Here is a 14779-nt window from a genome sequence, read left to right as displayed (position 1 = left end):
GCTACAATAATCTAAATACATTTATTTTTTATAATTATATAAAATAGGTTTAATAGGTTAATTACTAAACCTATTTTATAACCTATTTTATATTTTCAAGTATTTCTAATCCTTTTTTATTTAATTCACTACCTTTTCTACCTATCCCTGACTCTATAAGATTCATAGATTTAAGTACTTCTAATATATGTCTAACTTCACCTTCTGTAATTAACACATTGTCTTCATTAAGCTCTTTTAATATACTTGTTCTTCCTGAGGATTTGTTTAGCAAGCTATGTCTCTTAATACATTTCATAACCTCTACAGTTTTTTCAATACAAGTTTTATCTTTTAAATAACTAATTTCCTTGCTATAATCTTTTTTTATATTTTTCAAATTATGTGGTAAATCACTTAAAAGAACTTTTTCTCCTGAAGCCATAGTATTTATATACATAGCTATATTTCTAAGTTCTCTTATATTTCCAGGCCAATTGTAATTAATTATTATATCTTGTACTTCTTCACTTATATTTATATCTTTATTTATAAAATATTCAAGCATCATGTTTATGTCTTCTTTTCTCTCTCTTAAAGGTGGAATATGTATAGGCAATACATTTATTCTATAGTATAAGTCAGATCTAAACTTCTCTTCTTTTATCATACTTAATAAATCTCTATTAGTGGCTGCTATAACTCTAACATCAACATCTATTACACTTTGACCTCCAACCCTCATAACTTGATTTTCCTGAAGTACTCTAAGTAATTTAATTTGAAGATACATAGGCATATCTCCGATCTCATCTAAAAATATAGTTCCATTATGAGCTTGTTCAAATAAACCTTTTTTCCCACCTTTTAAAGCTCCTGTAAATGCACCTTCTTCATATCCAAATAATTCACTTTCAAGTAAATTTTCAGGCATTGCAGCACAATTTATAGCTATAAATGGTTGATTACTTCTATTAGATTCATTGTGTATTGACTGTGCTAACAATTCTTTTCCCGTACCACTTTCTCCAGTTATTAAAACAGTATAATCGGATTTAGAAATTTTCTTAGCTAAATTTTTAGTATTTTCCATATTTGCAGAGTTAGTTTTTATATCATTAAAAGTATACCTAGCAACTTGCCCTTTATCTCTAAGCATTTTACTTAAGTTTTGCTCTAACTTTTTTATATATGTTATTTCTTGTATGCAAAAATACATTCCTATATCTTTTCCAAAACTATTTATATTGTGTCTATTTACAGTTATGTATTTATTTCTAAATTTAAATACTTCATCATCTAAGTTTTTTGACTCTAAAATTGAAACTATTTCTCGATTATCTAAATTCTTGATGTGTTCTCCAGCTATATCTGTTTTTATATCTAATATATTTTTAGCACTTTCATTGCATACTTTTATGTATCCATCATTGGAAATTAATATCATTCCATTTTTAGATAAATTTATAATAGATTTTAATTCATCATTTTCTACTGTTAAGTTTTTATATGTATGGTTTACACCAGAGTGAAGGCTTATAACATCCTCAGAATATTTTATTAACCTCTCTGTTATATCTTTATCATCTATATTCAATTTAGTTATTATTTGTAAAAAAGTAGATATATCAATAAATCTATGCCCTATATCAATTACTTCATCTATATAACTTGGTACTAAATTAACTTCTCCAGGAGTTATACAAACTTTAATATTTTTATATTCTTTTTCTTTGTTATAAGGAATTAAATTCAAATGATTTATCCCTATATGATATAACATTGATATAGTTTCAAGTATAGTTTGTTCATTATCATTTACAACTAGTACATCTATATCCTTGGGTAATGAAAATAATTTATAAATATCATTTTGTTTAACGCTTCTGTTTATAATAATTATTTTTTTACTATCATCTACATAGTCTTTTATTTTTATATACCTTTCTCTAAGCATGACAAGAACTACATCATCTTTTATTACTTTCCCTTTTTCTAGATTATTAAAAAAGTAATTATTAATTTTTACTGTATCTTTGAAAATCATCTTTATATTATTATTTAGAAAAATTTCTAATTTCGATAATCCATCGGTAACTATACCTATAGTTTTCATACTTATATCTCCTTTTTTAAACATCAGTAACTTCATGTAAAACTTTTAAATTAAAAAACTTTATTAAGCTATGTATTTCATGTAATATTATACACAATCTTTTTAATTTTTTAAGTTTAATATATTTGTGCAAATAAAAAAAGATGACCAATGCCATCCTTTTTTATTAATTTATTTAAATAAAGTTTTGCTAAATTTAATAAATATTTAGTTATTTACTATTTCATTTAATGCATCATATGCAAAATCAATTATCTCTGAACAACTAACTTTATTCTTCTTTAAATCTCTACATATTTCACTATTATATTTTTCTCTAACTTTATTCATTAACTCTCTAGAATACTGTCTAGCATCATTTGATTCAGAATTATCTTCTCTTCCTTTTAAGTATCCTAATACTAATATAGCTGCATTTACAGCTCCACAAAGGCTTCCAACTGTCATACCTGTACCCATACCACTCCCTAATGCAACTGGTATATCTGTATCATGCTCTTCATTATATGACTTTATTATAGATTCTGCACAATTGTATCCTTGTTGATGATATAATGATGGTTTTGTCACTTATATTTCCTCCACTCCATATTAATTTTTAAATTATTTAAGTAATAACTTATATAATATATATTAACTCATTTACTTAATATCTGACGTGAAAATATTAAACACTATAAATTTTTCCTCTCGAATTCATAAATTTATCTAACCTTTTACAAAGCCCTAACCAAGTTTTGTCATTCATATTTAAAACTTTATTTCTTGTCTTAAATTGAAGTATATTTTCTATCATTTCATTTATAGCTAAACCTAAATTATTCTCAAATTCCAAAAGATCTCTTTCTAATGGTAGGCCAATATCCTTCATATCAGGCAAGTTAACATACTTTATCTTTCCAGATGTATTTATATCTTCTCCAATCCATTCGCTTACACCAGGTATATTAGTAGTAATCACATTACATCCACTAGCTAAAGCTTCTATTACTACTAGTGGCAGACCTTCAAAAAATGATGGTAATATAAATATATGAGTATTTCTAAATACTTCAGCTAAATCCGTTTGTTCAATTTTTCCTAGAAAATTTATATTTATTTTACTTTTCTTAGAAAGGTTGATTATACTTTCATACTCTTCTTTATTACTTCCATCTCCAACTATATTTACACTTATAATTTCTTTTTTATAATCAATTTTGTCTAAAGCTTTTATCAAAGATTCTACTCCTTTAAGCTTACAAATCTTCCCTGCAAATGTAATATTTATAGTTTCATTATTTATTTGTTTATTAAAAAATATATTCTCATCATACCCACTACCTAATGAAAATACCTTATCTTTATCTATGTTAAACGTATTAATTATTTCTTCTTTTTGTTCATCATGAAGTGAAAATATCATATCTAAATTACTTATGTTATTTTTTATATAATTTTTTTCTAAATCATGGCTTTTTATTTGTTTAAGACACGTCCCATGACATACCCCTACAACAGGAATATCTTTTACTGTTTCTCTTATAAAAGCAGTTATTAGATATAGGTGATGACAAATTATCAAATCTGGATTTATTTCATTTATTGCCTTTTCTAGATTATTTTTAAAAACTTCTTTTAAGTTATTTACCATATCCAAATTCATATGCCTATATACAGTACTTTCATAAGGCATGACATCACTCATACCTACAACATTGAAAGGTAATTTATCTGTATTATAAATTACAGGATAAAAACTTATATTCTCACTAAAACATTTCCTAGAATCATTTTTGTCAATACCTGCTATTACTCCTTGTTTATACCCTAAAGTGTTAAACCCTTTTATCATTCCACTCATATAAATACCACTGCCGGTGCTATTTGGTTTTTGCGTTATTATATGTAGTATATTCATATATCCCCCTTATTAATGATTTAAAAATTTATGTCTAAATAAACACATGATGAGTCATCATTTATCTTAAATCTTGGAAATCTAGTCGTAAGATAATCATCTTCTTCTATTTTTCTAAGTTTATTATAAATATTACCAACTCCACTTTCTTCTACATTATTCAAAAGTTCTTGTTCCTCTATCTCATTGTATCTATCACTAATACATGAAAATCCATCACTAGTTAACATAAGTTTTATATTATCTTTTATATATATAAACCCATTTATTGAGTTATCTATAGCTTCTTTATCAAAATCTAAAATCCAATATCCATCTTTTGTATTCTTTTTTAATCTATTTGATATTATTGTTTTCATAACACTACTTTTTATTTCTTCATATGAAAGTTCTTTTAAATTAGGTAAGTTTTCCATTTCATCATATACTAATTTATCTAAGTAACATAAAGTTCTATCTTTTATAATTTTTACTTTATCTTCGTGTTTAAAATGAAGTGCACAATCTCCTAGTAAAAAATATTCTATTTTATCACTATAAAACTTTATAATTGAAATAGAACTTGAAGGTGTATCCAATTTTTCTATTCTATCTTTATTTACAATACCATAGTACTCATCCCTAATTAATTTTATTCCATCAGCCATAATTTCTTTTAATGCAATTTCTTTATTTATATTTTGATGTAAATATTTATTCCACCAGTTTACATACCAATTAGCATCACTTTTATCTGATACTAAATTTTTATTATTAAGACCTGTCGCTCCATCTAAAACCCAAGCTCCAAAAGGACTAACACCTACTATATCTTCATTATATTTTGCACTACCTTGATAGCATAAAGTATCACAAACTTTCATCTCCATATGATATCCTCCATCTATGGCACATCTATATTACCATATAATTTTAAAAAAACTTGTCGAAAAATATGTGAAAAAGTATTATTTTATATTTTTTCCATAATACTTCAAAATTCACCTTTAATTAAGTGTATTCTATATAAATTGTTAACTTTCCTTTATATATTTCATAGTTATATTCTATACTATATATTTTAAAATTTTATATAAATTAATTTATAATAAAAAAGGACTATTTCAAGCTACTTGAGATAGTCCTTTTTTATTATTTAAAATATTTAACTCCAGATTCAAATATTTTTTGATCTTTTTCTCCTATAATATTTTTAACAACTTGATTTCCAATTCTTTCTGAGTGACCCATTTTCCCAAGAATTCTTCCATCAATGCTTGTTATACCTTCTACTGCGAAAGTAGATCCATTTGGATTAAAATTTATATCATAAGTTGCATTTCCTTCTAAATCCACATATTGAGTAGCTATTTGCCCATTAGCTATCAATTGTTTTAAAGTTTTTTCATCTGCTACAAATCTTCCTTCACCATGAGAAACTGCTATACTATGAATATCCCCAACTTCTGTACCATACAGCCAAGGAGATTTATTAGATGAAATTCTTGTTTTAACCATTTTTGCTTGATGTCTCCCTATTTTATTATAAGTAAGTGTAGGGCAATTTTCATCTATATCCATTATTTTACCATAAGGAACTAATCCTAATTTTATAAGTGCCTGGAATCCATTACATATCCCTAGCATTAATCCATCTTTTTTAGTTAAAAATTCGTTAACTGCTTCAGCTATTTTAGGATTCCTAAATACTGTAGCTATAAATTTTCCTGAGCCGTCAGGCTCATCTCCTGCACTGAATCCTCCAGGTAACATTATTATTTGTGAAGATTTTATTTCTTCTACCATAGAATCTATAGAGCTTTCTATATCTTTATCAGTTAAGTTTTTAAATACCTTTATAGAAGTTTTTGCTCCAGCTTTCTCAAATATTCTAGCTGAATCATATTCACAATTTGTTCCTGGAAAAGTTGGTATAAATACCTTTGGCGAAGCCAAACTTATTCCTGACTTACAGTCTTTAGTATCTGTTATAAAGCTTATAGTTTCTATCTTTTCTTTAATCGGCTCAACTTTTGTTGGAAATATTGGTTCTAAAACTTCACAATACTTATTGTATATAAAATCTATATCTATTTTTTCATTTTCTATAAATATAGATTCTTCTTGTACTGTATTTCCCAATATCTTATAATTGTATCCTTTTAATGACTCTAAAACTTCTTTAGTATCATCTTTTAATTCCAGGATTATATTGCCATAAGATGCCCCAAATAATATACTTTCATCTATTTCAATAGATTCATTAAACCTAAATCCTATTTTATTTCCAAAACTCATTTTGCATATTGCTTCACATACTCCACCGTAGCCCATTGAATAAGCTGAACTTACTTTTTCATCTTTTATAAGTTCAGTTACTTTAGATAAATTTTTCTTTAATTCTTCAAAATCAATCACTTTATTTTCAAGTACTTTTGTTGATAACATTATCACTGTAGAATTAGAATTTTTAAATTCTGGGGATAAGACCTGTTTTGCATCCACAGTATCAACAGCAAAAGATACTAGTGTAGGTGGCACATCTATATCTTTAAAAGTACCAGACATACTGTCTTTCCCACCTATTGCAGGTATTTCAAGTTTGTTTTGCGCATAGTACGCTCCAAGTAGTGCTGAAAACGGTTTGCCCCATTTTACTTCACTTATCCCCAATTTTTCAAAATACTCTTGAAGAGTAAGTCTTATAGAGCTAAAGTTACCCCCAATAGCCACAACTTTACACACAGATTCAACTACTGCATATAAAGCTCCATGAAATGGACTATATTTTCCTATCTTTGGATTATATCCATATGTCATTATAGTAGATGTGTCTGTTTCTCCATTAAGAACAGGAATTTTTGCCACCATTCCTTGGGTTGGGGTAGCTTGATATTTACCTCCAAATGGTAATAACACTGTATTTCCTCCGATTGTATTATCAAACTTTTCAACCAGTCCTTTTTGTGAGCAAACATTTAAATCTGTCATAGTTTCTATAAACTTATCTTTTAAACTTATTTCTTTATCTACTACTACTTCAAATTTCTTTTCTTTTACTTTATTATTTATTTTTATATCATCTATAGCTTTAACTCTAACCTTAGTAGTTTGTTTAACTCCATTAGTTTCTATAAAGTCTCTAGACATATCTACTATAGTTTTTCCATTCCAGAACATTCTAACTCTTTTACTATCAGTTACATCAGCAACATAAGTAGCCTCTAAATTTTCTTCTCTTGCCATATTTATAAACTTTTCTATATTTTCTTTTTTTATAACTACAGCCATACGTTCTTGAGATTCTGATATAGCTAACTCTGTTCCATCTAATCCTTCATATTTTTTAGGAATAACATCTAGGTTTATGTCTATACTTTCTGCTATTTCACCAATAGCTACACAAACCCCACCAGCTCCAAAATCATTACATCTTTTTATCATTTGAGCTACTTCTTTATTTCTAAAAAATCTTTGTATCTTTCTTTCATTTGGTGCATCACCTTTTTGTACCTCAGCGCTACAAGTAAATAAAGATTCTTCACTATGCTCTTTTGAAGAACCCGTTGCTCCCCCACATCCATCTCTGCCAGTCTTTCCTCCAAGTAATATAACTACATCTCCACTTTCTGGAGTTTCTCTTATTACATTTTCTTTTGGAGCCGCTGATATCACTGCTCCTATCTCCATCCTTTTAGCCACAAAATCATCATCATATACTTCTGCAACTTGACCTGTAGAAAGTCCTATCTGATTTCCATATGAACTATATCCATTAGCAGCTTGCGTAGTTATTTTCTTTTGCATTAACTTTCCTTCTAATGTATCTTCTAAGGAAGTTCTAGGGTCAGCACTTCCTGTAACTCTCATTGCTTGATACACATAACTTCTACCTGAAAGTGGATCTCTTATAGCTCCTCCTAAACAAGTTGCAGCTCCTCCAAATGGCTCTATTTCTGTTGGATGGTTATGTGTTTCATTTTTAAACATTACTAAATATTCTTCTTTTTTCCCATCTATTTCAACATCAACATTTATACTACAAGCATTTATTTCTTCACTTACATCTAAGTCTTCTAATTTTCCTATCTTTCTTAATTCTTTCATAGCTATTGTTGCTATATCCATTAAGCAAACATCTCTATTTGTTTCACCATAAACATTTTTTCTTGATTGTAAATAAAGATCGTAAGCCTCTTTTACTACATTTGTATATTTACTTTCTTCTATAACTATATCCTCTATTTTTGTCATGAAGGTAGTATGTCTACAATGATCTGACCAATAAGTATCTAAAACTTTTATTTCTGTTATTGTAGGATTTCTATTTTCTATTTGCTTAAAATATTTTTGTACATGGAGTAAATCGTCAAAAGTCATTGCAAGTCCTAAAGCCTTCATTAAATCTTTTAATCCATTTTCATCTAGATTTATAAATTCTTCTAATATATCTACTGATGTTGGTATTTCAGTATCAACTTCTAAAGTTTCTGGCTTTTCTATCCTTGCCTCTCTACTATCTACAGGATTTATACAATAAGATTTTATTTTCTTAAATTGTTCATCAGTTATGTTTCCTGTAAGAATTACAACTTTTGCTGTATTTATAATAGGTCTTATTCCTTCGTTAATAATTTGTATACATTGAGATGCCCAATCACCTCTTTGGTCATATTGGCCAGGTAAATATTCTATAGCAAATACTCTATCTTCTTTGCTTAATTCTACATACTCTTTATATACATCATCTGTATTAGGCTCTGAAAATACAGTATTTATTGCTTTTTCATATACTTCATCTTCTATTTTTTCTATATCATATCTATTTAAAATTCTTAAATTTTCTATTGTATATATATTCAAACTTTCTTCTAAATCAAATTTTAGATGCTTGGCTTCCAAGTCAAATCCTTGCTTTTTCTCAACTAATATTCTTCTTACAGAAGATGCTAAGTTAGTGATAGACATCATAGTATTTACCCCCATTAAATGAATTGGTTTAGTCTCTCATTATATAAGTAATAGTTTCTTATAAAATTCCTATATCCGTTCTGTAATGCATTCCTTCAAAATTTAATTTTTCAATATTTGAGTAAACTTTTTTACTTGCTTCCTCAAGGGAATTTCCTTTTGTTGCTATACCAATAACCCTACCTCCATTAGTAACTAATTGGCCATCTAATATTTTTGTCCCACTGTGAAAAACAACTATATCTTCATCTAAATCTTCAAGTCCTTTTATTACTTTTTCTTTTTCATAGTTTTCAGGATATCCACCTGAAGTTAGCATTACACATACTGCATGTTTTTCATCATATTTTATTTTAACTTCATCTAGTTTATTATCTAAAATAGATTCTATTATCTCAATTAAATCTGTTTCTAATCTTAAAAGTACTGATTGTGTTTCCGGATCTCCAAATCTAACATTATACTCAAGAACCTTAGGCCCATCTTCTGTTATCATAAGACCGATAAATAATATTCCCTTATAATTTAAGTTTTCTGCTTTAAACCCTTTTAATGTTTTATCTAAAACTTCTTCTTTTACTATCGTTGATAACTCATCATCATATATATTACTTGGAGAGAATGTTCCCATTCCTCCAGTATTTGGCCCCTCTTCATTGTTATATACTTTCTTATGGTCTTTTGCACTTTCCATTGGAACAATTGTGTTATTATCAACGAAAGCAAGTATAGAAGTTTCTACTCCTTTTAAAAATTCTTCAACTACTATTTTTTCTCCAGCACTTCCAAATTTTTTATCACTCATCATATCTTCTAAAGCACTTACTGCTTCTTCATGGTTTTGTGCTATTATTACACCTTTTCCAGCTGCTAACCCATCAGCCTTTATAACTACTGGATATCCAAATAAATCAATATCTTTTATAGCTTTATCAATTTGTGTATATTCTTTATATTTTGCAGTTGGAATGTTGTGTTTTATCATAAATTCTTTTGAAAAAGCTTTGCTCCCTTCAAGTCTTGAACATTCCTTATTAGGTCCAAATATCTTTAAATTTTCTTTTTCAAATTCATCAACTATGCCTTCTACCAATGGAACTTCAGGGCCTACTATAGTTAAATCAATTTCATTTTCTTTAGCAAAGCCTAGAAGTTTTTTTATATCATCATCTTTTATATCTATACATTTAGCAATTTTACTAATTCCAGCATTCCCAGGTGCACAATAAATTTTTTCAACTTTATTTTCTTGACTTAACTTATAACATATAGCATGTTCTCTTCCTCCTGAACCTACAACTAAAACTCTCATATATTTCCCTCCTAGTGTTTGAAGTGTCTTATTCCTGTAAACACCATTACCATATCATTTTTGTTGCAAGCATCTATTGAGTCTTGGTCTTTTATAGATCCTCCAGGTTGAACTATACCTTTTATACCGTACTCACTAGCTAAAGTTACACAGTCATCAAATGGGAAAAATGCATCCGATGCTAGTACTGCTCCTTTAAAATCTTTATCTTTATTATTTTCTAAAGCATTTTTTAATGCCCATATTCTAGATGTTTGACCACATCCAAGTGCTAATGTTTGCCCATCTTTGACTATAGCTATAGCATTTGATTTCATATTTTTAACTATTTTCATTCCAAATTCCATATCTTTTTTCATTCTTTCATCAGCTTCATTTACTGTAACATTTTTATATTCATTAACTAATTTTTCATCTCTGTCTTGAACTAATAATTTTCCATCTAAGTATTTTAAATCAAATCTTTGAAGACTATCTTCTATATTTGAAAGCTTTAATACTCTTAAGTTTTTCTTTTGTTTTAAAACTACAAGGGCTTCTTCTGTAAAGTCGTAAGCTACTACTATTTCTAAAAATATTTCATTTAATTTTTTAGCAGTTTCCTCATCTACAGTTGAAGTAAATCCTACAATTCCTCCAAATATTGAAACCTTGTCAGCCTCATAACATTTTTTATAAGCATTAAAGCTATTATTTGCAATTCCAACTCCACATGGATTAGTATGTTTTACGGCTACACAAACTACATTTTTACTATCTTTAAATTCTCTCATTATTTCTAAGCATCCATGTAAATCATTTATATTATTAAATGAAAGTTCTTTTCCATTTAATTGTTCATAGTTTAATATTGGATTTTTAGCATTAGACTGAGCATAAAGTACTGCTTCTTGATGGGGATTTTCACCATATCTTAAGCTATCTTCCTTTTGGAAAGTCATAGTTAGATATTCTGGAAATTTATCATCTAATTCTCCTCTAAAGTAATTAGATATTAAAGTATCATATCTTGCTGTGGTTGCAAATGCTTTATATGCTAATTTTTTTCTATCCTCTAATGATATTTCTCCATTTCTTAAGCTCTCTATTATAAAATCATAATCTTTAACATCAACTACTACTAAAACATCTTTATAATTTTTAGCCGCAGATCTTATCATTGATGGTCCACCTATGTCTATGTTTTCTATCATTACATCATGTTCTTTATTATTTTTTAAATTACCTTCAAAATCATATAAGTTAACAACAACTAAATCTATTGCTTCTATTTTATGTTCTTTAACTGTTTTAACATGTTCTTCATTATCTCTTTTATAAAGTATTCCTCCATGTATATATGGATTTAATGTTTTAACTCTTCCGTCAAGTATTTCTGGAAAGTTTGTAACTTCATCTATTTGTATAACTTTGCATCCTTTTTCCTTAAGCGTTTTAAATGTATTTCCTGTTGATATTATTTCATATCCTAAATCATTTAAATTTTTAGCAAAATCTACTACCCCAGTTTTATCAGTTACACTTATTAATGCTCTTTTAGTCATTTATAATTACTCCCCTTCCATTAACAGTTAATTTATTTTCACAATATAGTTTTACACTTTTTTTAAGAATTTTGTGTTCTACATCTAGTACCCTTGATGCTAAGGTTTCTGGTGTATCATCATACTTAACTTCTACACTTTCTTGAATTATTATAGGACCTGTATCTGCACCTTCATCTACAAAATGTACAGTAGCACCACTTAATTTTGCTCCATAATCTATAACAGCTTTATGAACTCGTTTCCCGTAATACCCTTCTCCACAGAAAGCTGGTATTAATGATGGATGAATATTTATAATTTTATTTTTAAAAGTTTTTACAAAGTTTGGACTCATAATTTTTAAGTATCCAGCAAGAACTATTAAATCAATTTTTTCGCTCTTTAATAATTTAATAACTTCATCTTCATTTTTCTCAACTATAGCTTTTATATTGTGTTTTTTAGCCCTTTCTAGACCATAAGCTCCATCTTTATTGGATATAACAAGCTTGACTTTTCCATTTATATATCCACTTTTACAACCATCTATAATGCTTTGTAAGTTGCTTCCTCCTCCGGATATTAAAACTGCAATGTTTAGCATAGATTTACTCCTTCATGGCTATCTACAACTTCACCAATTATAAAAGCTTTTTCTTCTCCTTCATTTATAAATTTAGTTATCTCTTCTGATTTATCTGAATCTACAACTATTACAAGTCCAATTCCCATATTAAAACTTTTGTGTAGTTCTATTTCATCTATAGAATTAAATTTCTCTATCATTTTGAATATAGCCGGCTTTTCCCAAGAATTTTTATTTATATCTATTCCAAGACCTTTTGGTATTACTCTAGGTATATTTTCTATAACTCCTCCACCTGTTATATGTGCTATTGCTTTTAAGTCATATTTTTTTATTAAATTCATAACAAGTTTCACGTATATCGTAGTTGGTACAAGAAGTGCTTCTCCTAATGTCATTTCTAATTCTTCTATATACTGATTTAATTCATATTTATATTCTTCTAAGAAAATTTTTCTTATAAATGAATATCCATTGCTGTGTATTCCACTTGATGCTATTCCTATTAAAGTATCTCCTGCTTTAACATTTTGCCCACTTATTATTTTATTTTTATCTGCTATCCCAACTGAAAAACCAGCTAAATCATAATCTTCTTTTGAATACATTCCAGGCATTTCAGCCGTTTCTCCACCTATAAGTGCACATCCTGCTTGTCTGCATCCTTCAACTATTCCAGAAACTATATCATCTATTTTTTCAGGAACTAGCTTACCTGTAGCTATATAATCTAAGAAAAATAATGGCTTAGCACCTTGACATATAAGGTCATTAACACACATTGCTACTAAGTCTATACCTACTGTATTATGAATATTTAGCATCTGAGCTAGTTTCAGTTTAGTTCCAACTCCATCAGTCGATGAAAGAAGTACTGGTTCTTCCATATTCATAAAGTCTTTTAAGCTGTATAATCCACTAAAATTTCCTAAGTCACCTATAACATTATTGTCATAAGTTCCTTTTATTTTATTTTTTATAAGGTCAACAGCTCTATTTCCTTCGTCTATATCTACACCTGAATCTCTATAAGTTAACATGATACAAGTTCCCCCTCATCAATTTTTTCAACTGGATATTTTCCATCAAAACATGCCTTACAGAAGGTTGATTTATTTTCTGTTGCTTCTAAAGTTCCTTCTATACTTAAAAATTTAAGTGTGTCGCACCCTATATAATTTCTTATTTCTTCTAAATCATATTTTGAAGCTATTAAGTTAGAACGATGTGGAGTATCTATTCCATAGTAACAAGAGTGAGTTACTTCGGGAGAAGTTATTCTTAAATGTATTTCTTTAGCTCCCGCATCTCTTAATGATTTAACAATTTGTCTTGAAGTTGTACCCCTCACTACTGAATCATCTACTAAAACAATTGACTTATCTTTTACTACATTCATTAATGGATTTAATTTTATCTTTACTCCTATTTCTCGTTCTTCTTGAGTTGGCTTTATAAATGTTCTTCCCACATATCTATTTTTAACAAGCCCTTCTGTAAGTTTAATTTTACTAGCATTTGAATATCCTATGGCCCCGGCCCATCCAGAGTCAGGTACAGGAACTACTATATCTGCATTTATATTTTCATCTTGAGCTAAAATTTCTCCACACTTTACTCTAAACTCATATGCATTAACATTGTCTATAGTTGCATCATTTCTAGCAAAGTATATATGTTCAAATATACAACTTGCTTTTATCGGCTTATAATTTTCTCTATAGTGATATGATTTTAGTTTGTTATCTTTTATCACAATAATTTCTCCAGGCTCAATATCTCTTAGAACTTCGCCTCCTAATATATTAATTGCACAGTTTTCAGATGCTACTATATATGTATCATCTTTTTTCCCTAATAATAATGGTCTAAATCCATGAGGATCCCTAACCGCTACAAGTTCATTTTCACTGCTCGCTATAACTAATGAATAAGCACCCTTTATATAGTCCATAGTTATTTTTAAACTTTCAACTATATCCCCTTTATAATATCTCGCTAGTATGCAAAGTATAGCCTCTGTATCTGAATCTGATTGAAGCATATATCCTTCTTCTTCTAACATATTTCTTAAATAATTTGCATTAACAAGGTTTCCATTGTGTGCTATAGATAATTGTCTCTTTCTACATCTTCCCACTAATGGTTGACAATTAGATAAGCTACTTCCCCCAGCTGTAGAATATCTTACATGCCCTATTCCTATATTTCCTTTTAGTTTTTCTAACTCGCTAGATTTAAAAACATCTCCTACAAGGCCCATATCCTTTTTAAAATTTATTTGGTTTCCATTTAAAACTGATATACCGCAACTTTCTTGCCCTCTATGCTGTATAGAGTATAATGAGTAATACAGTTCTTTTGATATATCTTTATTCGAGCATATTCCTACTACACCGCACATTTAAAT

The 14779-nt window shown here is 28.2% G+C and carries 10 protein-coding genes; all 10 read right to left on the bottom strand.

All coding sequences use genetic code 11. The features are described 5' to 3' along the window. Positions 1–82: 82 nt before the first annotated feature. The 10 genes from H8891_RS11795 to purF all read right to left on the bottom strand — a co-directional run bounded on the left by H8891_RS11795 (position 83) and on the right by purF (position 14773). Positions 83–2095, bottom strand: a complete 2013-nt coding sequence (locus H8891_RS11795; protein ID WP_187006603.1) for a sigma-54 interaction domain-containing protein — start codon at positions 2093–2095, stop codon at positions 83–85. Positions 2096–2302: 207 nt separating this feature from the next. Next, positions 2303–2665, bottom strand: coding sequence for a C-GCAxxG-C-C family (seleno)protein (locus H8891_RS11790; protein ID WP_187006602.1), 363 nt, complete (start codon positions 2663–2665; stop codon positions 2303–2305). 97 nt (positions 2666–2762) lie between these two features. Then, positions 2763–3995 (bottom strand): glycosyltransferase family 4 protein, encoded by a 1233-nt coding sequence (locus H8891_RS11785; RefSeq protein WP_187006601.1) that lies wholly within the window; start codon positions 3993–3995, stop codon positions 2763–2765. Positions 3996–4015: 20 nt separating this feature from the next. Further along, positions 4016–4864, bottom strand: a complete 849-nt coding sequence (locus H8891_RS11780) for a hypothetical protein (RefSeq protein ID WP_187006600.1) — start codon at positions 4862–4864, stop codon at positions 4016–4018. A 262-nt stretch (positions 4865–5126) separates the two neighbouring features. Then, complete coding sequence (locus H8891_RS11775; protein WP_187006631.1) at positions 5127–8942, bottom strand: phosphoribosylformylglycinamidine synthase; 3816 nt, start codon at positions 8940–8942, stop codon at positions 5127–5129. A 61-nt stretch (positions 8943–9003) separates the two neighbouring features. Next, complete coding sequence (purD, locus tag H8891_RS11770) at positions 9004–10257, bottom strand: phosphoribosylamine--glycine ligase (RefSeq protein WP_187006599.1); 1254 nt, start codon at positions 10255–10257, stop codon at positions 9004–9006. Positions 10258–10268: 11 nt separating this feature from the next. Further along, on the bottom strand, positions 10269–11801 hold the full coding sequence (gene purH / locus H8891_RS11765) for a bifunctional phosphoribosylaminoimidazolecarboxamide formyltransferase/IMP cyclohydrolase (RefSeq protein ID WP_187006598.1): 1533 nt from the start codon (positions 11799–11801) through the stop codon (positions 10269–10271). Then, complete coding sequence (gene purN / locus H8891_RS11760; RefSeq protein WP_187006597.1) at positions 11794–12387, bottom strand: phosphoribosylglycinamide formyltransferase; 594 nt, start codon at positions 12385–12387, stop codon at positions 11794–11796. Before purN ends, purH begins: the two co-directional genes overlap by 8 nt. Beyond that, positions 12381–13409 (bottom strand): phosphoribosylformylglycinamidine cyclo-ligase, encoded by a 1029-nt coding sequence (gene purM / locus H8891_RS11755; protein WP_187006596.1) that lies wholly within the window; start codon positions 13407–13409, stop codon positions 12381–12383. The genes purN and purM overlap by 7 nt, the downstream gene beginning before the upstream one ends. Then, complete coding sequence (gene purF / locus H8891_RS11750) at positions 13403–14773, bottom strand: amidophosphoribosyltransferase (protein ID WP_187006595.1); 1371 nt, start codon at positions 14771–14773, stop codon at positions 13403–13405. The genes purM and purF overlap by 7 nt, the downstream gene beginning before the upstream one ends. Positions 14774–14779 lie beyond the last annotated feature (6 nt).

The organism is Paeniclostridium hominis (assembly GCF_014306135.1).
In the GTDB taxonomy this organism is placed as follows: domain Bacteria; phylum Bacillota; class Clostridia; order Peptostreptococcales; family Peptostreptococcaceae; genus Paraclostridium; species Paraclostridium hominis.
Note: the sequence above shows the minus strand (reverse complement) of the source record. Positions and strands in the feature narration are given on the sequence as shown.